Source organism: Rhizobium rhizogenes NBRC 13257, assembly GCF_000696095.1.
Lineage (GTDB): Bacteria > Pseudomonadota > Alphaproteobacteria > Rhizobiales > Rhizobiaceae > Rhizobium > Rhizobium rhizogenes.
In genome coordinates, this window is the sequence record NZ_BAYX01000013.1 from 1 (window position 1) to 21,993 (window position 21,993).

At 62.0% G+C, this 21,993-nt stretch carries 21 protein-coding genes; 12 read left to right on the forward strand and 9 right to left on the reverse strand.

The genetic code is table 11. The annotated features are described in order from the left end of the window. The first annotated feature begins 201 nt into the window (after positions 1-201). The 4 genes from lhpI to RRH01S_RS25505 all read left to right on the forward strand — a co-directional run bounded on the left by lhpI (position 202) and on the right by RRH01S_RS25505 (position 5,629). Positions 202-1,152, forward strand: coding sequence for a bifunctional Delta(1)-pyrroline-2-carboxylate/Delta(1)-piperideine-2-carboxylate reductase (gene lhpI / locus RRH01S_RS25490; RefSeq protein ID WP_007698488.1), 951 nt, complete (start codon positions 202-204; stop codon positions 1,150-1,152). A 5-nt stretch (positions 1,153-1,157) separates the two neighbouring features. Beyond that, on the forward strand, positions 1,158-3,626 hold the full coding sequence (gene hrpB, locus RRH01S_RS25495) for an ATP-dependent helicase HrpB (protein WP_042475123.1): 2,469 nt from the start codon (positions 1,158-1,160) through the stop codon (positions 3,624-3,626). A 2-nt stretch (positions 3,627-3,628) separates the two neighbouring features. Beyond that, positions 3,629-4,966 (forward strand): ActS/PrrB/RegB family redox-sensitive histidine kinase, encoded by a 1,338-nt coding sequence (locus RRH01S_RS25500; RefSeq protein WP_007698495.1) that lies wholly within the window; start codon positions 3,629-3,631, stop codon positions 4,964-4,966. A gap of 75 nt (positions 4,967-5,041) precedes the next feature. Then, complete coding sequence (locus RRH01S_RS25505; protein ID WP_012650667.1) at positions 5,042-5,629, forward strand: ActR/PrrA/RegA family redox response regulator transcription factor; 588 nt, start codon at positions 5,042-5,044, stop codon at positions 5,627-5,629. Positions 5,630-5,632: 3 nt separating this feature from the next. Here RRH01S_RS25505 and RRH01S_RS25510 read toward each other — a convergent pair whose 3' ends face one another. Together RRH01S_RS25510 and RRH01S_RS34525 are read right to left on the reverse strand one after the other, a co-directional pair. Beyond that, positions 5,633-6,121, reverse strand: coding sequence for an MmcB family DNA repair protein (locus RRH01S_RS25510; RefSeq protein WP_007698517.1), 489 nt, complete (start codon positions 6,119-6,121; stop codon positions 5,633-5,635). Then, complete coding sequence (locus RRH01S_RS34525; RefSeq protein ID WP_153510757.1) at positions 6,118-6,267, reverse strand: hypothetical protein; 150 nt, start codon at positions 6,265-6,267, stop codon at positions 6,118-6,120. The genes RRH01S_RS25510 and RRH01S_RS34525 overlap by 4 nt, the downstream gene beginning before the upstream one ends. Positions 6,268-6,301: 34 nt before the next feature. On the opposite strand from RRH01S_RS34525, the gene RRH01S_RS25515 reads away from it, so the two are divergent. Beyond that, positions 6,302-6,976, forward strand: coding sequence for a L,D-transpeptidase (locus RRH01S_RS25515; protein ID WP_007698520.1), 675 nt, complete (start codon positions 6,302-6,304; stop codon positions 6,974-6,976). Between the two features lie 82 nt (positions 6,977-7,058). Here RRH01S_RS25515 and RRH01S_RS25520 read toward each other — a convergent pair whose 3' ends face one another. The 6 genes from RRH01S_RS25520 to hslV all read right to left on the reverse strand — a co-directional run bounded on the left by RRH01S_RS25520 (position 7,059) and on the right by hslV (position 15,885). Further along, a complete protein-coding gene (locus tag RRH01S_RS25520; protein WP_042475126.1) occupies positions 7,059-9,227 on the reverse strand; it encodes a malate synthase G in 2,169 nt (722 codons plus the stop codon). 119 nt (positions 9,228-9,346) lie between these two features. Beyond that, positions 9,347-11,350, reverse strand: a complete 2,004-nt coding sequence (locus RRH01S_RS25525) for a hydantoinase/oxoprolinase N-terminal domain-containing protein (RefSeq protein ID WP_042475129.1) — start codon at positions 11,348-11,350, stop codon at positions 9,347-9,349. Positions 11,351-11,437: 87 nt separating this feature from the next. Next, positions 11,438-12,832 (reverse strand): cytochrome P450, encoded by a 1,395-nt coding sequence (locus RRH01S_RS25530; protein ID WP_042475134.1) that lies wholly within the window; start codon positions 12,830-12,832, stop codon positions 11,438-11,440. Between the two features lie 47 nt (positions 12,833-12,879). Then, positions 12,880-13,833, reverse strand: coding sequence for a DUF1402 family protein (locus tag RRH01S_RS25535; protein ID WP_007698529.1), 954 nt, complete (start codon positions 13,831-13,833; stop codon positions 12,880-12,882). Positions 13,834-14,002: 169 nt separating this feature from the next. After that, on the reverse strand, positions 14,003-15,313 hold the full coding sequence (gene hslU, locus RRH01S_RS25540) for an ATP-dependent protease ATPase subunit HslU (RefSeq protein ID WP_007698531.1): 1,311 nt from the start codon (positions 15,311-15,313) through the stop codon (positions 14,003-14,005). A 44-nt stretch (positions 15,314-15,357) separates the two neighbouring features. Then, positions 15,358-15,885 (reverse strand): ATP-dependent protease subunit HslV, encoded by a 528-nt coding sequence (hslV, locus tag RRH01S_RS25545; RefSeq protein ID WP_007698536.1) that lies wholly within the window; start codon positions 15,883-15,885, stop codon positions 15,358-15,360. Positions 15,886-16,098: 213 nt separating this feature from the next. Between hslV and hisB the strand changes: the two genes are divergently transcribed. From hisB to coaA, 7 genes are read left to right on the forward strand one after another with little or no spacing between them, the layout of a single operon-like run. Next, a complete protein-coding gene (gene hisB / locus RRH01S_RS25550) occupies positions 16,099-16,707 on the forward strand; it encodes an imidazoleglycerol-phosphate dehydratase HisB (protein ID WP_007698539.1) in 609 nt (202 codons plus the stop codon). A 25-nt stretch (positions 16,708-16,732) separates the two neighbouring features. Further along, the gene (locus tag RRH01S_RS25555; protein WP_042475137.1) at positions 16,733-17,218 is read left to right on the forward strand and encodes a DUF2628 domain-containing protein; all 486 of its coding nucleotides are present in this window, start codon (positions 16,733-16,735) and stop codon (positions 17,216-17,218) included. Positions 17,219-17,220: 2 nt separating this feature from the next. Next, positions 17,221-17,871 (forward strand): imidazole glycerol phosphate synthase subunit HisH, encoded by a 651-nt coding sequence (hisH, locus tag RRH01S_RS25560; protein ID WP_034520607.1) that lies wholly within the window; start codon positions 17,221-17,223, stop codon positions 17,869-17,871. Positions 17,872-17,896: 25 nt separating this feature from the next. Next, the gene (gene hisA / locus RRH01S_RS25565; protein WP_007698549.1) at positions 17,897-18,646 is read left to right on the forward strand and encodes a 1-(5-phosphoribosyl)-5-[(5-phosphoribosylamino)methylideneamino]imidazole-4-carboxamide isomerase; all 750 of its coding nucleotides are present in this window, start codon (positions 17,897-17,899) and stop codon (positions 18,644-18,646) included. After that, entirely contained in the window at positions 18,643-19,431 is a 789-nt protein-coding gene (gene hisF / locus RRH01S_RS25570) for an imidazole glycerol phosphate synthase subunit HisF (protein ID WP_007698552.1), read from the forward strand. The genes hisA and hisF overlap by 4 nt, the downstream gene beginning before the upstream one ends. Positions 19,432-19,446: 15 nt before the next feature. Then, positions 19,447-19,761, forward strand: coding sequence for a phosphoribosyl-ATP diphosphatase (locus tag RRH01S_RS25575; protein WP_007698556.1), 315 nt, complete (start codon positions 19,447-19,449; stop codon positions 19,759-19,761). Positions 19,762-19,767: 6 nt separating this feature from the next. Continuing rightward, the gene (gene coaA, locus RRH01S_RS25580; protein WP_007698560.1) at positions 19,768-20,763 is read left to right on the forward strand and encodes a type I pantothenate kinase; all 996 of its coding nucleotides are present in this window, start codon (positions 19,768-19,770) and stop codon (positions 20,761-20,763) included. On the opposite strand, the gene RRH01S_RS25585 is transcribed toward coaA, so the two are convergent. Then, positions 20,750-21,970 (reverse strand): glycosyltransferase family 87 protein, encoded by a 1,221-nt coding sequence (locus tag RRH01S_RS25585; protein WP_042475425.1) that lies wholly within the window; start codon positions 21,968-21,970, stop codon positions 20,750-20,752. The two genes, coaA and RRH01S_RS25585, sit on opposite strands and share 14 nt — an antisense overlap. Positions 21,971-21,993: the final 23 nt, after the last annotated feature.

Sequence of the window (21,993 nt, forward strand, 5' to 3'; positions counted from 1 at the left end):
ATTGAATGGCAGTGAAAATCGTCCTCTTAAGCGGGCTTTTTCGGATTCATTTTACGAGTCATCGGGGAATCCACCTTCCTATAAAGGACGAAGATTGCGGAATCGGGTTTCCCTACCGAATACACCGCCGGTCAGCGCCGCCAATTGCCAGTTTCTCAGCTAAGACCTAATAGAAAGTCCCAAGCAATAGAGGAGCGGACAATGCTGGTCCTTAATGAAGAGCAGACACGTACGGCGCTGGCCTGGCCGGCACTGATCGAGGCGATCGCCTCCATGTTTACCGGCGACTGCGTCATGCCGGTCAGGCATCACCATGATATGGAGGTGCCGGGCGAAAGCGAAGCGACCCTGCTTTTGATGCCAGCCTGGCTGCCGGGACAATATATGGGCGTAAAGATGGTCTCGGTCTTTCCCGATAATGCCACCCGCGCCCTGCCGGCGATCTTCGGCACCTATCTGCTGTCCTCCGGCAAGACCGGTGAGATGCTGGCGGTAATCGACGGCGGCGAGCTGACGGCACGACGCACAGCGGCCACTTCGGCGCTGGCGGCGCGCTATCTTGCGCGCACGGATGCCGAGAAGCTGCTGGTCTGTGGGTCGGGGCGGCTGTCGCTCAATCTGATCCAGGCGCATGCCGAAGGACGGAGCCTGAAGCGGATCGGCATATGGGGCCGCGATCACGACAAGGCGGCAGACATCGCCGGCCAAGCGCGGGCTCTTGGTCTGGATGTCATCGCCGTCACCGATCTCGAGTCCGCCGCCCGCAGCGCCGACATCATTTCCTGCGGGACATTGTCGAGCACGCCCCTGATCAAGGGCGAATGGCTGAAGCCCGGCGCGCATCTCGATCTCGTCGGCGGTTTCAAGCCGGACATGCGCGAGACCGACGACGCCGCGATCCGACGCGCAGAGGTTTTCGTCGATACGCGCGCCGGCGCTATGAAGGAAGCCGGCGATATCGTGCAGCCGTTGAAGAGCGGCGTGCTGACGGAGGATGCCATCCGCGCCGAACTCAGCGAGCTCGTTCGCGAAACAAAGTCGGGACGCGCGAACGACGCCGACATCACCCTGTTCAAATCGGTGGGCGCGGCACTCGAGGATCTCGCCGGCGCAATTCTGGCCTATGAATATGCGCGGGGCAGGCAGGCGTGACATCCATGACGCCTCCGCTGCCCGAGCTGCCGGTCTCGCATGTGCTGGCCGATATCGGCACGGCCCTTGGCCGAGAGCGGCGCGCGGTGCTGTCCGCACCGCCCGGCGCTGGCAAGACGACGCTGGTGCCGCTTTACCTGTTGGGCCAGAGCTGGCGCGGCGACGGCAAGATCATCCTGCTGGAACCACGACGGCTGGCGGCAAGGGCGGCGGCGGCGCGCATGGCCTCACTGCTCGGCGAAGAGGTTGGTGGTACCGTCGGCTACCGGATGCGGCTCGACAATCGCATTTCGGCAAAGACGCGCATCGAAGTGGTGACCGAGGGCGTGTTCGCGCGGATGATTCTCGACGATCCCGAACTTGCCGGCGTCTCCACCGTCATCTTCGATGAATTCCACGAGCGATCACTGGATGCGGATTTCGGCCTGGCGCTGGCGCTCGACGTGCAATCGGCCCTATGCGAGGATCTGCGTATCCTGGTGATGTCGGCGACGCTTGATGTCGAACGGGTAGCAGTGCTGCTTAACCATCCACCTGTGATCGAAAGCATGGGCCGCGGTTTTCCGATCGACATCCGCCATCAGGACCGGCCGGCCGGAGAGCGGATCGAGGATACGGTGACACGGGCGATCCTCGACGCGCATGCGACGGAACAGGGCTCGATCCTCGCCTTTCTGCCGGGACAGGCGGAAATCACCCGTACGGTCGAAAGGCTTGAAAACCGATTGCCATCGGAGACGGTCATTGCGCCGCTTTATGGCAATCTCGGTCAGAAGGAGCAGGACGCGGCGATCCGCCCGGCGCCCAAGGGCACGCGCAAGGTGGTGCTGGCGACCTCAATCGCCGAGACCTCCATCACCATCGACGGCGTCAGGATCATCATCGACAGCGGCCTGCAGCGGTTACCCGTCTTCGAGGCCTCGACCGGCATCACCCGGCTGGAGACGGTACGCGTATCGCGAGCCTCCGCAGACCAGCGGGCCGGCCGTGCCGGACGAACCGAGCCCGGCACTGCGATCCGGCTGTGGCATCCCGGCCAGACGGCAGCGCTGCCGGCCTTCACGCCGCCGCAGATCCTCTCCAGCGATCTCTCAGGGCTAGCGCTCGATCTTGCCCATTGGGGCGTGCAGGACCCCGCCACGCTTGCCTTTGTCGATCAGCCGCCGGCAACCACACTCAATGAGGCGCGCGTGCTGCTGCGGCAGCTGGGGGCGCTGGACGCCGAGAACGGCTTAACGACGCGCGGGAAGCTGATGCGCGATCTGGCCTTGCCGCCCCGGCTGTCGGCCATGGTGATCTCGGCAGCGGAATTCGGCCAGGCGCGAGAGGCTGCAATGCTCGCCGTGTTGCTGACGGAACAGGGACTAGGGGGGGCGAGCGTCGATCTGGAAGAACGACTCAGGCGGTTCAAGACGGAAAAGGGCGAGCGGGCCGAGGCGGCGCGCCGACTGGCCGGAAGGCTGGCGATGGCGGCAGGCGGCGGCAAGACCACGACTGCGGGTGCGCCGATATTGGCCGGCTCCCTGTTGCTGCATGCTTTCCCGGATCGCATTGCCCTGCAGCGCGGCGGCCGTGGGCGCTTCGTCATGGCGAACGGGCGAGGCGCCGAACTGCCGGAGACGGAGCGGCTGGCCGGCTCGCAGATGCTGGTGATCGCCGATCTGACCGGCCGGGCCGCGCAAGCCCGTATCCTGGCCGCGTCCGAGATTTCGCGGGGGGATGTCGAAGAGCATCTGCCGGGCGAAATCCGCACGGAAGACCAAAGCGTCTTCGACAAGGCGAGCCGGCAGGTGCGCGCGCGCCGCGTCACCCGGCTCGGCGCCATCATCTTTGAAGAGACACCCTTGCCGCGCCCATCGGGGGAAAAGGCAGCAAGAGCCTTGGCCGAGGGCATTCGCGAGCTCGGGATCGGCGTGCTGCCGTTTTCCAAGGACGCAAATCAATTGCGGGACCGGATCGACTTCCTACACCGTACGATCGGCGAGCCCTGGCCCGATGTCAGCGATGACGCCCTGCTCTTGCGGCTCGAAGACTGGTTCACGCCCTTCCAGACGGATGCGCGCGGCCTTTCCGATATTTCCCTCGGTGGGCTCTCCAATGGATTGATGTCGCTGGTGCCGCACGAGCTGCAACGCGACCTTGGCCGGATGGCGCCGACGCATTTCGAGGCACCGACCGGTCAGCGTCACCCGATCCAATATGAAGGAGAGGAGCCGCTGTTGACGATTCGCGTACAGGAACTCTTCGGGCTGAAGCAGCATCCGACGATCGGCGGCGGTCGCTTGCCGCTGGTGCTGGAGCTGACGTCGCCGGCACACCGGCCCATCCAGACGACGCGCGACCTGCCGGGTTTCTGGGCGGGATCGTGGAAAGACGTGCGCGCCGACATGCGCGGGCGCTATCCGAGGCACCCCTGGCCGGAAGATCCGGCGGAGGCCTCGCCGACGACACGAACCAAGCCGAGGGGAACCTGAACATGGCCAGTTTCTTCAGAGGATTGGACAAGATCGCGATCGCGGACGCCAAGCTGCAGGACGATTATCACACCAGCCGGCGGCTGAGATTGCAGACATTGGTGCGCCTGCGCTGGCTCGCGGTCGGCGGCCAGACGGCAACGGTGATGATCGTCGCCTTCTGGCTGAAATTTCCGATGCCGCTATTGGCCTGCTGCGTGCTGATCGCCTGCCTTGCCTGGATCAACTTCTTCCTGACCCTGCGTTACCCGCCGACGCACCGGCTGGAGCCGCCGGCCGCCTTTGCACTGCTCGGCCTTGACCTTCTGCAACTCTGTGGGCTGCTGTTGATTACCGGCGGACTTGCCAATCCGTTCTCGGCGCTGGTCTGCGTGCCGGTCATTATCTCGTTTGCCTCGCAGCCGATCCGCTACAGCATGGTGCTGATCGTGCTGGCGATGATCTGCATCACCGGTCTTGCCTTTTCGCCCTTTCCCCTGCCCTGGTATGGCGGCGTCGAAGTGAACGTCCATAGCGTCATGCAGCTCGGCGTGTGGTGCTCGATTGCCTCGACCATGGCCTTTGCCGCCTTCTATGCCTATCGCGTCTCCATGGAGGCATCGCAGCTCGCCGATGCGCTGGCGGCGACGGAACTGGTATTGCAGCGGGAAAAGCATCTGTCGCAGCTAGACGGGCTGGCGGCGGCCGCTGCCCATGAGCTCGGCACGCCGCTTGCGACCATCAGCGTCGTTGCCAAGGAGATGGAGCGCGAACTCAAAGAGGACGACCGCTTCCGCGAGGACGTGGCGCTGCTGCGCAGCCAGAGCGAACGCTGCCGGGATATCCTGCGGCGGCTGACGACGCTGTCGGCCGAAGACGAGGCGCATATGCGACGACTGACGCTGTCGTCGATGATGGAAGAGGTCATCGCGCCGCATCGGGAATTCGGTATAAAACTGGAGCTGATCGAAAAGAGCCCGAGGGCCGGCGAACCGGTGCTCAACCGCAATGCCGGCATCATGTACGGGCTCGGCAATCTCATTGAAAATGCCGTCGATTATGCGCGCAAGACCGTGACCGTCACGGTGGAGTACGACCCGGCCTTGCTCATCATCATCATCGAGGACGACGGCAACGGCTATGCACCCGACATCCTGACGCGGATCGGCGAGCCCTACGTCACGACGCGGCAGCGCGACGACACGGCCGGCGGCCTCGGGCTTGGACTGTTCATTGCCAAGACCCTGCTGGAACGCTCGGGCGCGGCCATTTCCTTCGGCAATCGCGATCCGGAGACGCCGGGCGCCCGTATCCGCGTCGAATGGCCGCGCGTTTTGATCGACAGTAATTCGACAAAATGAGTTTCACGGCTTAAAACACCGGTCGTTAAAATCAGTAGGACTTGTGCAGGCGGGATGCCGCCGGGATTGAAGATGATGACGGATAAAGAGCTTGCCGATCCCCACGCTGGGGCCAAGGATATTGCGGACCATATCGGCCCGGATGCGACATTGCTGATCGTCGATGACGACGGACCCTTTCTGCGCCGTCTGGCGCGCGCCATGGAGACGCGCGGCTTCACGGTCGAGACGGCGGAATCAGTGGCGGAAGGCGTCGCCAAATCCAAGGTCACTCCACCAAAATATGCCGTCGTCGACCTTCGCCTCGGCGACGGCACCGGCCTCGAGGTCATCGAGGCGATCCGGCAGCGGCGCGACGACACACATATCGTCGTCCTGACCGGCTACGGCAATATAGCAACGGCGGTTACCGCTGTGAAGCTCGGCGCGCTCGATTATCTCGCCAAGCCGGCTGACGCGGACGATGTCTATGCGGCGCTGACGCAGCGGCCGGGCGAAAAGGCCGAAGTGCCGGAAAATCCGATGTCGGCGGATCGGGTTCGCTGGGAGCATATTCAGCGCGTCTACGAAATGTGCGAGCGCAACGTTTCCGAAACGGCCCGCCGCCTCAACATGCATCGCCGCACACTGCAACGCATCCTCGCCAAGCGCGCGCCGAAATAACCATCATTCAGGTGAAAAATCCTTGCCCGTCGCCCATTCGGCCAATAACAGCCGCTGGGCGGCGGCGCGGGAGAAGTTCAGCGTCACCGACTTGCGCGTCGCCGGAGCCAAGCGATGCTCGGGCGCCTCGCGGATCATATGCGCGCCATAGCCGTCCGACAGGAACAGCCCGCAATCTTCGGGGAAGATATCGAGCGGCACGTCCTTATGGGTCGCGAAGAACAGGCGGTCGCAATGCTGACGATAATCCGGCCATTTGCGATCGACGCGGAAGTCCTCGATCGAGGTCTTGATCTCGATGATCCAGATCTCGCCCTTTTCCGACAGGGTGATGAGATCGGCCCGGCGGCCGCTTGCGAGCGGCAACTCCGGCAAGATGGCGTGACGCATCTCATGCAGTAATAGTTGCACGCCCCGACGTACAAGCATCGCCCGTTCCGACTGGCGGCCATCTATTAACGGATTATTATTGTAAACATTCAAAATCGTCATGAATTGCCTCGGGAACCGGCAAGAAACGTTGCAAAAAAGCCATGTCCCTTTAATTTGCGCAGCAGCGCCATTGAACTAGGAGCGCTGCCGCTTGCAAAGCAAAGTTTAATGGAAAATAAACCATATTCAAAGATGGTGAATACCATCCCATTCCCTGCCACAACGCACCAAGAGACTTCCATGCTCACCCGCAATGCTATCACCGCACTGGGCCTCGTCGCGACGCTCGCTATGGCTGGCTATGCCACCACGGCCGCAGCCACGCCGACCGCCACAGCCAATTCCGCAACCGAGACCGTAAAGTCCTTCGATGGTGATTACGGCGTGATCAGTGACAACGGCTACCAGCTGCCGGCGATCCCGATCCAGAAGGTGAAGCCGCAGTTCCGCCGCCAGATCGTGGCCTACCAGTCCAATGAGGCTGAAGGCACGATCATCGTCAACACGCGCGAGCGCCATCTCTATTATATCCTCGGCAACGGCGAAGCGATGCGCTACGGCATCGGCGTCGGCAAGCAGGGTTTCTCCTGGTCCGGCACCGCCTATGTCGCCTGGAAGCAGGAATGGCCGACTTGGCATCCGCCGAAAGAAATGGCAGTGCGCCGTCCGGAAATCGCGAAATATGTCGACGGCGGCATGAACCCGGGTCTCTCGAACCCGCTCGGTGCCCGCGCCATGTATCTCTACAATGAAAAGGGCCAGGACACGCTGTTCCGCCTGCACGGCACGCCGGAATGGGCCTCGATCGGAACCGCTGCTTCCTCGGGCTGCATCCGTCTGATCAACCAGGACGTCATCGATCTCTACAGCCGCGTTCTGCCGGGTCACAGCACCAAGGTCGTCGTGATCCAGTAATTGCTGGCAATCGGAATTTGAAAAGGCCGCCGGATATCGATCCGGCGGCCTTTTTGTTTGTACCCGAATGGTGGACGCAGGCCTATACGGCCTGCTTCGCCTTCAGTTCGATGCGGCGGCGGTGCAGGACCGGCTCGGTATAGCCGTTCGGCTGTTCGCGGCCTTTGAGCACGAGCTCGAGCGCGGCCTGGAAGGCAACCGAGCCATCGAAATTGCCGGCCATGGCGATGTAGAGCGGGTCACCGGCATTCTGCTGGTCGACCACGGTGGCCATGCGCTTCATCGTCTCAACAATCTGCGCCTCGGTGATGACCTTGTGGTGCAGCCAGTTGGCCATGTGCTGCGCCGAGATGCGCAGCGTGGCACGATCCTCCATCAGGCCGATATTGTTGATATCCGGCACCTTCGAGCAGCCGACGCCCTGATCGACCCAACGGACGACATAGCCGAGGATGCCCTGGCAATTATTGTCGATCTCGTGCTGGATCTCTTCCGGCGTCCAGTTCGGGCGCGAGGCGACCGGCACGGAGAGGATATCGGAAAGCTTGGCGCGGACGCGGCTCTTCAGGGTCTGCTGGACATTGGCAACATTGACCTTGTGATAATGCATGGCATGCAGTGTCGCGGCCGTCGGCGACGGCACCCAGGCGGTGTTGGCGCCGGCTTTTGGATGGGCGATCTTCTGTTCCAGCATCGCCGCCATCAGGTCCGGCATGGCCCACATGCCCTTGCCGATCTGCGCATGGCCGGAAAGGCCGCATTCCAGGCCGATATCGACGTTCCAGTTCTCGTAGGCCGCGATCCAGGCGGCCTGCTTCATGTCGCCCTTGCGGATCATCGGGCCGGCTTCCATCGAGGTATGGATCTCGTCGCCGGTGCGATCAAGGAAGCCGGTATTGATGAAGACGACGCGCTCGCTGGCGGCGCGGATGGCTTCCTTGAGGTTGACCGTGGTGCGGCGCTCCTCGTCCATGATGCCCATCTTGATGGTGTTGCGCGGCATGCCGAGCACGTCTTCGACCCGCGAGAAGATCTCGACGGCGAAGGCGACTTCTTCCGGCCCATGCATCTTCGGCTTGACGACATACATCGAGCCGGCGCGGGAATTCTTGCGGCGGCCTTTGGGGCCGACGTCATAAAGCGCGATCAGACCGGTGATCATGGCATCCATGATGCCTTCCGGCACTTCGTTGCCGTCACGGTCGAGGATCGCCGGATTGGTCATCAGGTGACCGACATTGCGTATCAGCATCAGCGAGCGGCAATGCAGCTCGAAGCTGGCACCATCGGGTGCCGTATAGGTCACATCGGGATTGAGGCGGCGCGTGAAGGTCTTGCCGCCCTTGGCGACTTCCTCCGTCAGGTCGCCCTTCATCAGGCCGAGCCAGTTGCGATAGACCTCCGCCTTGTCCTCGGCATCGACGGCGGCGATGGAATCTTCGCAGTCCATGATCGTGGTGATCGCTGATTCCAACCGGACATCGGAAATATGCGCCGGATCGACCTTGCCGATATCAGTACTTGGATCGAGGACGATCTCGATATGGATGCCATTGTTCTTCAGGAGAATATGTGAGGGTGCAGCGACATCGCCGAGATAACCGGCGAAATGCCTTTCGTCGGTAAGAGCGACAGTGCCGCTCTTCGTCGCAATCGCCAGAACTCCACCCTTAACGGCAAAGCCCGTGACGTCCTTCCAGCTGGCATCGCTAAGCGGCACAGCAGCGTCGAGGAAATCGCGCACCCAGGCGATGACCTTCTCGCCGCGCTTCGGATTGTAGCCTTTGCCCTTCTCGGCGCCATCAGTTTCGGGGATGGCGTCGGTGCCGTAGAGCGCATCATAGAGCGAACCCCAGCGCGCATTGGCGGCGTTCAGTGCATAGCGGGCGTTCATGACGGGAACGACGAGCTGCGGGCCGGCGATGGAGGCGATTTCGGTGTCGACATTGGCGGTCGAAACCGTGAAGGCCGGGCCTTCGGGAATGATGTAGCCGATCTCGCGCAGGAAGGCTTCGTAGGCGGCGAGATCCGCCGGTGCGCCGTTCTTGCGATACCAATCGTCTATCGCCGCCTGCATCCGGTCGCGCTTGGCAAGCAGCTCGCGGTTCTTCGGAGCAAGGTCATGGACGATCGCCGAGAAACCGGCAAAGAAGGTATCCGCGTCGACGCCGGAGCCCGGCAGGGCCTCCTTGACGAGGAAATCATACAGGACCGGTTCGATCTGAAGCCCGTTTTTCTCGATGCGGCTCATACACTCAACTCCTCACGGCCGTTCAACGGCTCAATTCTGACATGGTGCCACTTTGCGGGCGGTTTCGCCTTCCGTCAATTTGGCAATAGTTCGAAAGATTTATGCAATTTTGGAAACAATCAATCCACGGCGATTCGCGGCCTGCCGCTGGCCGTCGCGATAAAGCGAGCTTCGATCAGCTTGCGATTGCCCTCGACCTCCGGCGCATCGACCTGCTCATCCACGGCAATGACCGGATCGACGGCACCGTTCAGCCGTGCCTGCGCCATCGCGACCGCGATCGACCGTTCCCGCGCCATGGAGAAACTCTTCTCTTCGTCGGTAAACCGCAAGGTCTCGCCAGCGCCGTTCAGCACATAGATGCCGTCCTCCGGCATGGTGACGAAGACGGTGGCGCTGGTGCGGACCTGGCCGACAACAGCGCCGATGGCGTTGGCGACATCTGAATCAGCAGGGATGGCGCTCTCGCTCGCCAGCATCGCGGCGATGGCGGGATAATAGACCGGAGCGGAAGCGCCGAGGCCGACCAGGGGACGATCGAGCGAAACGGCAAAACGGGCGATGCCCGGGGCACGACGAAGAGCGCGATCGATCGAGATCGACTTGGCCGGATCGAGATCGGCAACGCCATCCTCGGCAAGGCAGGCGGCCAGAATGACATCGGCGGACTGGCGGGTCAGCCGATCGACGATCTTTTGTGCCAGTTCCTCCACGGATGCCGCGATCGGGCGACCGGAACCGTCCTTCATCCGCATTGCCAGCGCGAGGCCGAGCCGCGCGGCTTCCCCGTTCCACTGGCTCTGCCGGCCGAGCACATGCATGGCATCCGATGGCGTCAGGCCGCTAAGGTGCACGAGACCGCGCGCCACCAGCCGATCCAGCGTCGCCTTCTGCGAGGTCGAGGTCAGAAGTTGGTCGAGGGCCAGGGGCGCGGCACCGATCTTGTCGAACAGCGCCTGTTCCAGCGGTGTGAGCCCGCTTGCCAGATGATCCGGCACACCGGTACGCACGGCAAAGCGGCCGGCGTTGCGGCCGAGATGCGGCGCGCGCAGCTGCTGTTCCAGCACGGCAATGATGCTCTCGCTGTGCGTATGGGCGACAAGGCTGAGCGGCAGCAGGCGGCGCGGCCCAAGCTCGAAGCCGGCGACAAGGCCGCGATCGTTGATCTTCACCTCGGAATCGCCGCCGAGCCCATAGGTACGCATGGCAACCGCTTCGACCATGGTGCGATAACCGCCAACCACGGCGCCATCGGCATCGAGCCGCGGCCGGCCGGCCTCCATGACGGCGACATCGGTGGTGGTGCCGCCGATATCGGACACCACGGCATTGTCGAGACCGGTCAAGTAGCGCGCGCCGACAAGGCTTGCCGCCGGACCGGAGAGGATGGTTTCGATCGGGCGGAGCTTGGCTTCAGCGGCCGAGATCAGCGCACCGTCGCCGCGCACCACCATCATTGGCGCCGAGATGCCGCGCGCGGCGAGAAACCCTTCACAGGCGCCGACCAGCCGGTCGATCATCGAGACAAGGCGCGCATTGAGCAACGTCGTCAGCGCCCGGCGCGGACCGCCGAGCTTGGAGGAGAGTTCGTGGCTGCAGGTAACCGGCAGATGCGACAGCTCGCGAATGGCATCGCGCACACGGATTTCATGCGCCGGATTCCGCACAGCGAAATAGCCGGCGATAGCGAAGGACGAAACATTCTTCGAAAGCTCCGGTAGAGCCTCTTCCAAGGCCGTCAGATCGAGCGGGCTCTCATTGCCGTGGACATTGTGCCCGCCGGGCAGGAACAGCACGGGATCGGATCCTAACGCATCGACCAGGCCATCGCGCTTCAGATCATCAGGCCCGAAGCCGATCATCACCAGCCCGGCGCGGCCACCCTGTCCTTCGACCAGCGCATTGGTGGCAAGCGTCGTTGACAGCGATACCAGGCCGATGGCGGAAACCGGAACACCGGCCTTGGCGATGACCGTATCGACGGCGCCGGCAATGCCGACGGCCAGATCATGCCGCGTAGTCAGCGACTTCGCCTTGGCGACGATGCCATCGATTTCATGAAAGAGAACGGCATCGGTATAGGTTCCACCCGTGTCGATGCCGAGCAGGAAGTGAGATGTCACGCTAATATCTAACCTTTTGAACGGAAGGTGACCTGTTATTGCACCCTTCCCGCCTGGCCCGCTAGCTGCGAAGCGGCAAAAACAATCCTACCGTCTCGTTACCCGCATCGGCAGTCCGCCTTGCGGCTGTGTCGTCAGTTTCTGCACCGGCCATGGATTGGTCTCGTCAGTGAGATCGAAGCGGAAGCGGTGCATCATCACGGCAAGGGCGATGACGGCCTCCTGCAGGGCGAAGGTGGCGCCGATGCAGACGCGCGGGCCGGCACCGAAGGGCAGGTACTGGAAGCGGTTGATCTTGCCGCGATTCTCCGGAAGGAAGCGTTCGGGCATGAAGGCGCGCGGCTTATCCCAATAAAGCGCGTGACGATGGAGCGTCCAGGGCATGATCAGCACCGTGACCCCGGCCGGGATCTCGACACGCTCGCCACTGGGGCTTGTCCATTCATCATCGGCGATGGAGGCGCGGTTGATAGAGGGGGCCGGCGGATAGAGGCGCATCGCCTCCTCGAAGGAGGCGCGGACATTCGGCATCAGGTCAAGCCAGGCGACGGGCTCGGCGCCGGTGGCAAGCACCCGGTCGATTTCCGTCTCCATGGCCTCACGAATATGCGGGCAATTGGCGACGCAGTAGAGCGTCCAGGCGAGCGCGCGGGCCGTCGTCTCATGACCGGCGCCGATGAAGGTGAGGATATTGTCCTCGATCTCCTCCATGGTCAGGCCGTCGGGGCCGGTCTTTTCCAGGAGCAGCGTCAGGAAGTCGTCGGGTGCAGACGCACGATCCTTCCGCATCTTGTCGAGGCGGAGGTTCATCGTATCGCGGACGATACCGCGAAACTTGTCGAGCACCTTCTGGCCGCCGATGCGGGTGACGCGCGGCACCCAGGAGGGCGCCCGCAGGAGGTCCATCGGATCGACGCGACCCATACGATGCAGCAGCTGGTTGACGTCATCGGCGAAACTGGCGCCTTCCGTGACGATCTCACCGGAAAACAGCGTCTCGGCGAGAATGGCAAAGGTAAGCTCGGTCATATCGACAGCGATATCGAAGACCTCACCCTCGCTGCCGACATCCTCGTATTTGCGGACGTAATCTTCGCTCTGGCTCAGCATCTGACCGGCAAAGCCCTGGGCGTGGCGCGGCGTGAAGACCGGGGCGACGGCCTTGCGCGAGCGCTTCCAGACCGGCCCTTCCGCCGTCAGCAGGCCATCGCGCAGGATCGGCCGGAGTATGAGCTGGCGGATATCGGACATGCGGTAATTGGCGGCATTGTCGACCAGCACATGCTTGATCAGGCCGGGATCGTTGACAATCAACGTACGCTCGCGAATGAAGCGCGTCATGATCCAGGGCAGCGTATAGGAGGGTTCGCCCCATAATTCGAGCGGATTGCGCAGGATGGTGCGGATGATCGTCAGCCGCGACGGCGGCACGGTGCGCGGGATCGGGGCCGGCGGAGAAAAGGCTTCCGAGATCATATCCATGAGATCAAATCTCCTCGAAAACCTTATTTTCTCGACAGTTTCGAAGTCTAGAGCAGCGACTTCAGGTCGTCCAGCTTATCATTGATAAGCCATCCATAGTAATTTTCTTCCGGCCAGACCGGCTGGCTCGCGCCCCGGTTCCTGGCGGCGAGTGCTGCGGCGCGCTGGCGAGAATTGCCGACATTATAGAGCGTCGCCGTGAGGCCGGGATTGCCGGAGATATCCATGCCGGCGATCGAGCGGTAATCGTCGATCGACTTGCGGATCGAGCCGGCGACGAAGGCGAGCGAAAGGTCCGGATCCATGATCGCCTTGTAGACGCCGCTAGCATCCTTCTCGTCCAGCTTCGCAATGCCCGAGGTGGAGCTGACGAGATCGGAAAGCTCCAGAGCAGTCAGGGGATTGATCTGGCCGAGGCCGAAGGTCTGGCCGGCATAGAAGGGCTGGAAGAACACCGCGCTGAAACGATTGTCGGGGAAGGATTTGCCGTCGACCTTCTTGCCTCGGAAAGCACTGTCCCAGACATCTTCGCGGCAGGTCCAGAGGCTGTAGGAATCCCTTTTGCTCTTGCAGACGTCGAATTGCGGCCGGGCGACGAAATCGTCGATATTTTCGCCGCTATAGGCAAAGCGGAAACTCTGGCCGGCATAGGAGGCGGCCTTGACGTAGTACGACTGCAGGCCGTCATAGGCATCGACATTATAGGTATGCTCGCCGACCAGCGCGCCGATGATGTGGATCGGATCGATGCCATAGGCGCGCGCCGTCGACTTGATTTTCGACATCAGCCGGCTGTCGGTCGCCAGCAGTTCGCGGACCTTCTGGTATTTCCGGTCGAAGGTCGAGTTCGTGCCCCTCGTGCGACGCACGGAGGCGCCGGGGATCGCCGGCTGCTCGGCATTGCGGTTGCCCGGCGGCACCATGGTCGCCGCATCGGCATAGGCCGGTATCCAGGAAAGGCTGACGAGCGCCAGAAGAAGGGGGATCAGTATGCGTCGCACGATGGCTGCCCTATCGAAGTTTCATCCGATGCTTCCATGCGGCTGCCTGACGGACAATCTTGGCCGAATAAAGCCAAGTCACACAAAGAAACGGGCCCCTAACTAAAAAGTTAACGGCCCGCTGTCGAGTGATTAATATTTCAAGATGCCGCAGCCGGCATCGGTCGCGCTAAAGAATGAAGCGCGACAGGTCGGTATTGTTGGCGAGGTCGCCGACATGCTCGCGGACATAGGCGGCATCGATGGTCACCGATACGCCGGCGCGGTCCGAGGCATTGTAGGAAATTTCATCCAATACCCGCTCCATCACCGTCTGCAGACGGCGGGCGCCGATGTTCTCGACGGTGGAGTTGAGATGCACGGCGACATCAGCGAGCGCATCGATGGCGTCGTCGGTGAAATCGAGCTTCAGGTCTTCCGTCTCCATCAGCGCCTTGTACTGGCGGATGAGGCTGGCTTCCGGCTCGGTCAGGATGCGGCGGAAGTCCTCCTTGGTCAGCGGCCGGAGCTCGACGCGGATCGGCAGGCGGCCCTGCAATTCCGGCAGAAGATCCGAAGGCTTCGACACATGGAACGCGCCGGAGGCGATGAAGAGAATATGGTCGGTCTTGACCGGGCCATACTTGGTCGAAACCGTCGTGCCTTCGACCAGCGGCAGCAGGTCGCGCTGCACGCCTTCGCGCGAAACGCCGGCACCCATGCCACCGTCGCGGGCCGCGATCTTGTCGATTTCGTCGAGGAAGACGATGCCGTCATCCTCGGCGGAGCGCACGGCTTCGCGCTGGATCGCCTCATTGTCGATCAGCTTGTCGGATTCGTCGCGCACCAGTTCCTTATAGGAATCCTTGACCGTGGTGCGGACCTTCTTGGTGCGGCCGCCCATGGCCTTGCCGAACATTTCGGAGAGGTTGAGCACGCCGATATTGGCACCGGGCATGCCGGGGATCTCGAAACCGCCGGGCATGCCGGAGCCGGTGTCGGCCACTTCGATATCGATTTCCTTGTCGTCGAGCTGGCCGTCGCGCAGCTTCTTGCGGAAGCTGTCGCGCGTTGCCGGCGAGGCGGTCGCGCCGACCAGGGCATCGAGCACACGTTCCTCGGCGCTCATATGCGCCTTGGCCTGTACCTCGGCGCGCTTCTTTTCACGCACCAGGCCGATGCCGACTTCGACGAGATCGCGGATGATCTGTTCGACGTCGCGGCCGACATAGCCGACCTCGGTGAACTTGGTGGCTTCCACCTTGATGAAGGGCGCACCGGCGAGCTTGGCGAGGCGACGGGAGATTTCCGTCTTGCCGACGCCGGTCGGGCCGATCATCAGGATGTTCTTGGGCATGACTTCGTCGCGCAGATCGGGCTCGAGCTGCTGGCGGCGCCAGCGGTTGCGCAGCGCAATCGCCACGGCGCGTTTGGCCTCATGCTGGCCGACAATGTAGCGGTCGAGTTCGGAAACGATCTCGCGGGGGGAAAAAGTGGTCATTTCGTGTGTTTCCCGTCAGGGCTGGATACGATCAAGATAGGAATTCAGGCTTCGGCATCGAGCGTCTCGATCACCACATTATGGTTGGTGTAGACGCAGATGTCGGCGGCGATATCGAGGGCGCGGCGGGCGACGTCCTCGGCGGATTTGTCAGTATCCATCAGCGCACGCGCCGCAGCGAGCGCGTAATTGCCGCCGGAGCCGATCGCCAGCGCACCGTGTTCCGGCTCGAGCACATCACCGTTACCGGTGATGGCGAGCGTCACGCTCTTGTCGGCAACCAGCATCATGGCCTCGAGATTGCGCAGATACTTGTCCGTGCGCCAGTCCTTGGCGAGCTCGACGGCCGCGCGCATCAACTGGCCGGGATATTGTTCGAGCTTCTTTTCAAGCCGCTCCAGCAGCGTGAAGGCATCGGCGGTCGCGCCGGCGAAACCGGCGATCACATCGCCCTTGCCGATGCGGCGAACCTTGCGGGCATTGCCCTTCATTACGGTCTGGCCAAGACTGACCTGGCCGTCACCGGCCATCACAACCTTGCCACCTTTGCGAATAGTCACAATTGTCGTCATGTAACACCTGTTTGCCCCCATTCTGGCGGGCTTTCTGCCGGGCCGCGTTTCGGCCCCGTCGAGATCTATGTAAGAGGGCTTTTTGCGATTGCAAATGCCTTCCATTTTGGAATGATGCTTGGAAGCCGGCTAGATAAGTCATTGGAGACTTAACTTCTGGATATTTGCCGATGTGCCTGATAAGGAACGGCCGTCATCCCGATGGAGCAGCCCATGGCAGAGACTGTAGCGAGCCGCACGGCAAGCGTTTCCCGCAAGACCAACGAGACCTCGGTCTCCGTATCCGTCAATATCGACGGCAGCGGCAAGTCGACCATTTCGACGGGCGTCGGTTTCTTCGACCATATGCTGGAGCAGCTGTCGCGACATTCGCTGATCGACATGGAGATCGACACCAAGGGCGACCTGCATGTCGACGATCACCATGCCGTTGAAGATACCGGCATTGCCATCGGCCAGGCCATTGCCAAGGCGCTCGGCGACCGGCGCGGCATCACGCGCTATGCCTCAATCGACCTCGCCATGGACGAGACGATGACGAAAGCGGCCGTCGACCTCTCGGGCCGGCCTTTCCTCGTGTGGAACGTCGCCTTCAGCGCGCCTAAGATCGGCACCTTCGACACCGAACTGGTGCGCGAGTTCTTCCAGGCCTTGGCGCAGAATGCCGGCATCACGCTGCATATCCTCAACCATTATGGCGCCAACAATCACCATATAGCCGAGACATGCTTCAAGGCCGTTGCCCGCGTGCTGCGCACGGCAACCGAGATCGACCCGCGGCAGGCAGGCCGCGTGCCCTCGACAAAGGGCACCCTCGCCTGAGCCCCATCATGGGGGAAGTGAAGAGATGGCAAGCTATCTGATTTTGACGCCACCCGGCGGGCCGGACGGCAACCTGGACAAGACGCGCTTCATCCGCGACGGCTTTTCCTGGTGGGCTTTTCTGTTTCCGACGCTGTGGATGATTTACCACCGGCTGTGGCTGCATGCCGCTGCCGCCTTTCTGCTGCAGGGCATCGCGCTGGAGCTGATCCGCCGGCCGGGATTTTTCGCCGCCGGCATCGCAATCCTCATCGGCGTCCGTATCCTTGCGGCGCTCGAAGGCCCGAATGTTGTCTACCGTCGTCTTGCCGATGGTGGATGGAGGACGGAAGGGCTGGTTTCGGCGCAGAATCTGGCGATGGCGGAAGAGATCCATTTCTCGGGCATCGAGCCGAAGGTGCAGGAGAATATCCGCGCGAACAACTGGGATATCCCTTCCTATCCAAACAATAATAATTCCGGCCATGGCGGATCGACATTCGGTCTGCCCGGTTATGATGGAGGACGCTGAGTATGCGCGTCGCGATTATCGACTACGGCTCGGGCAATTTGCGCTCGGCCACCAAAGCCTTCGAGCGCGCTGCCCGCGAAGCCGGCATCGACGCCGAGATTGATCTGACCGACGATGCCGAGCGCGTCGCCAGTGCCGACCGCATCGTGCTTCCGGGCGTTGGCGCCTATGCCGATTGCCGCCGCGGGCTCGACGCCGTTTCCGGCATGGCGGAAGCCGTCATCGATGTCGTGGAACACAAGGCCCGCCCCTTCCTCGGGATCTGCGTCGGCATGCAGCTGATGTCGTCGCGCGGGCTGGAAAAGACGATCACGCAAGGCTTCGGCTGGATCAAAGGCGACGTCAAGGAGATGACGCCGAGCGATCCGAGCCTGAAAATCCCGCAGATCGGCTGGAACACACTGGATCTGAGGCATCCGCACGCGCTCTTCGACGGCATTCCGACCGGACCGGACGGTCTGCACGCTTATTTCGTGCATTCCTATCATCTGGCCGCCGACCACGCCGACGACGTCATCGCTACGACCGGCTATGGCGGGGCGATGACCGCTTTCGTCGGCTGTGACAACATGGCCGGCTCGCAGTTCCATCCGGAAAAGAGCCAGAAGCTCGGCCTCGCCCTGATTGCCAATTTCCTGCGCTGGAAGCCGTAAGGCTCGCGCTTCAAGGACAGAAACCATGATTCTTTTCCCCGCCATCGATCTGAAAGACGGCCAGTGCGTGCGCCTGAAGCTCGGCGATATGAACCAGGCGACGGTCTATAATCCCGACCCCGGCGCCCAGGCCAAGGCCTTCGAGGACCAGGGCTTCGAATGGCTGCATGTGGTCGATCTCAACGGCGCCTTTGCCGGCGAAACCGTCAACGGCGCTGCCGTCGATGCCATCCTCAAGGCGACGAAGAACCCGGTGCAGCTCGGCGGCGGTATTCGCACGCTCGACCATATCGAAAACTGGCTTGCGCGCGGGCTCACCCGCGTCATCCTCGGCACGGTTGCCGTGCGCGACCCGGCGCTGGTGATCGAGGCTTGCAAGAGATTTCCGGGCCATGTCGCCGTCGGCATCGACGCCAAGGGCGGCAAGGTGGCGGTCGAGGGCTGGGCGGAAGCCTCCGAACTCGGCATCATCGAGCTGGCGAAGAAATTCGAAGGCGCCGGCGTTGCCGCGATCATCTATACCGATATCGACCGCGACGGGATTCTGACCGGCATCAACTGGGCTTCGACACTGGAACTGGCCGACGCCGTTTCCATTCCCGTCATCGCCTCCGGCGGGCTGGCTTCAATGGACGATATCCGCCGCATGGTCGAGCCGGACGCCCGCAAACTGGAGGGTGCGATTTCCGGCCGGGCGCTTTATGATGGCCGCATCGATCCGCAGGAGGCCCTGGCGCTGATCAAGGCGGCCAAGGCGAAGGAGATCGCGCAATGACCCTAAAAGCCCGCGTCATCCCCTGCCTCGACGTCAAGGACGGCCGCGTCGTCAAGGGTGTCAATTTCCTCAATCTCGTCGATGCGGGTGATCCGGTGGAGGCCGCCAAGGCCTATGATGCCGCTGGCGCTGACGAGCTTTGCTTCCTCGATATCACCGCCTCTTCCGACAACAGGGAGACGATCTTCGATGTCGTTGCCCGCACCGCCGAACAATGTTTCATGCCGGTTACGGTCGGCGGCGGCGTTCGCGCCATCGCCGATATCCGCAAGCTGCTGCTTTGCGGCGCCGACAAGGTGTCGATCAATTCGGCAGCGGTAAACAATCCGGATTTCGTCGCTGAAGCCGCCGACAAGTTTGGCAATCAATGCATCGTCGTCTCGATCGACGCCAAGCGCCGGCGCACCGAGGCGCTGGGCGGCGACAATCAGAGCGCCTGGGAGATCTATACCCATGGCGGCCGCAACGCGACCGGCATCGACGCCGTCGATTTCGCGCGCCGAATGGTCGAGCGCGGCGCCGGCGAACTGCTCGTCACCTCGATGGACCGCGACGGCACCAAGGTCGGCTACGATCTGGAGCTGACGCGGGCGATCGCGGATGCGGTGCGCGTGCCCGTCATCGCCTCGGGCGGCGTCGGCGATCTCGATGATCTCGTCGCCGGCATCAAGGAAGGCCATGCGACCGCCGTGCTCGCAGCCTCGATTTTCCACTTCGGCACCTATTCGGTCGGCGAAGCAAAACGGTATATGTCGGAACATGGCATCGCCATGCGGCTCGACTAGGGAGGACCACGACGGATGAGCGGATTTACCCTTTCCGACCTCGAAAGGATCGTCGACGAGCGCTCCAAGGCACCGCCGGAGGAATCCTGGACGGCAAAGCTTTGCGCCGCCGGCCAGCCGAAGGCGGCAAAGAAGCTGGGCGAAGAAGCGATCGAGGCCGTGATGGCCGCCGTGACCGGCGATCGCGACAACCTCACCTATGAGGCAGCCGATTTGCTTTATCATCTTATGGTCGTATTGAAGATTGCAGGCATTCCGTTGCAGAATGTCATGGGTGAGCTCGAAAGGCGCACCGCTCAATCCGGCCTTCAGGAGAAGGCAAGCCGGTAGAACGCGATGACAATAGCGACCAAAACCCCAACCACACCCGAGACGCTCGATATTTTTCAGGCGAAGGCCTATTCGCCCTATTATTTCTTCTCCACCGAGGAATGGGCGAAATTCCGGGCCGATACGCCGCTAACCCTGACCGCCGACGAAGTGACGCGGCTGCGCTCCATGGGCGACCCGATCGACCTCGACGAAGTCCGGCGCATCTATCTTTCGCTATCGCGGCTTTTGTCGTCGCATGTCGAATCCTCGCAGATCCTGTTCGAGCAGCGCAACCGCTTCCTCAGCCTCAACGGTGTCGCCAAGACGCCCTTCGTCATCGGCATCGCCGGCTCCGTCGCCGTCGGCAAGTCCACCACGGCTCGTATCCTGAAGGAACTGCTGCGCCGCTGGCCGTCGAGCCCGAAGGTCGACCTGATCACCACCGACGGCTTTCTCTATCCCAATGCCGAATTGCAGCGCCGCAACCTGATGCAGCGCAAGGGTTTTCCGGAGAGCTACGATACCGCCGCCTTGCTGCGCTTCCTTTCGGCGATCAAGGCCGGGCAGCCGGATGTCAAGGCGCCCTGCTATTCGCACCTCGTCTATGACGTACTGCCGAGCGAATACAAGACCGTCGACCGGCCGGATATCCTGATCTTCGAAGGCATCAACGTGCTGCAATCGCGACACCTGCCGGCCGACGGCAAGATTGTACCGATGGTCTCGGACTTCTTCGACTTCTCGATCTATATCGATGCCGATGAAGATCTCATCCATAATTGGTATGTCACCCGCTTCATGCGGCTGCGCGAAACCGCCTTCCGCGACCCGCACTCCTTCTTCCACCGCTATGCCTCGATCACCGAGGAAGAGGCGCTTGGGATCGCCGAGGGACTGTGGAAGAACATCAACCTTAAAAACCTGCGCCAGAATATCCTGCCGACCCGCCCGCGGGCCGACCTGATCCTGCGTAAGGGCAAGAACCATCTGATCGAGCAGGTGGCGCTCAGGAAGCTGTAAGTCGCGGCTCTTCTGCCGCAAACGTCGTTTCCATGCCTCGCGACCGTCCGTCGCGCAGGATATGCGTGAGCATCCACGCCGCTAGCCCCGCCGGGATCAGAACACCAAGCGAAACCAGTTGCCCGGCAACCTGATGATTGAAGAGCGGGTAAAGCCAGGCGATGCCGAGAAAGACCAACGAGCTTCGGTAGTTGAAGAAAAAATATGCGATGGCGACACTTATGGGGATCGTGTCGTAGGAATAGCCGTAAGGCATCGCGACAAGCGTCAAGACAACGGTGAGGCAGACCTTGGTCGGATGATCGACGGTGGTTCTGCCGCGCCATAGCCACAGGGTTGCAGCGATGGCGGCAACGGAAAAGACCGCTTGAAATGAATAGGAGGCGGCAAGGCCGAGCCCCAGGGACCGCGCCAACATGAAGAATGTCATGGCGTTGACTTGATAACCCTGCGGATAAGGCGCCTCCAGGATCGCCGTCATCAGCGGGCGCGTCTCGGTCAAAAACAGCCGCCAGACATCGAAGCCGAAGAGCAGACCCGTCGCGATCACCAGCAAAAGCGTTGTCACGCCAGCCGAAAGAATGGCGCGGTAATTCCCGCTGGCAAGCAGGCAGAAAGGCACAAGGATGCCCAATTGCGGCTTGACGGTCAGCAGGCCAAACAGAATACCAGCGATGATTGGCCGGCCCGGAGCGAGAAGCAGCCCAGATAGCAGGAGCGCCGTCGTCAGCGCGCCATTTTGCCCGAAGATCGCGTCCATGACGGCCGCTGGCGAAATAATAATGAGCATCCGCGCCCACCAGGTCAGATCGAGCGATTTCGTTGCCAAGAAGAGCAGGAACAGCGTTCCCAAAGTCCAGAAGAGATAGGCGGCGAAAATTGGCAATCCGGCGAAGGGAATACCGATCAACAGCATGGAGGGCGGGTAGCTCCACTCCTGATTCGGCAGCAGAGGCGACAGGAGCACGCGAAGCTCCTGTCGATAGGCCTCAACATCGAAGAGATGAGCCACATTGCCCTTCAGCGCCATCAGCGTACCAGCCCAGAGATTGGTGAAATCCCAATAGGGCAGACGGTCGGAGATGATGGAGAATCCGTCTGGCCTCAGGGTCCATAGGGATATTTCGAAATGGAGACCGCGCGCCAATCCCAAGATAACGATCAGTGCCGCAAAAATCAGCTCCGATCTCGTTCTCAACCTTATCACGACCGCCCTCAATCGCTTTGTCT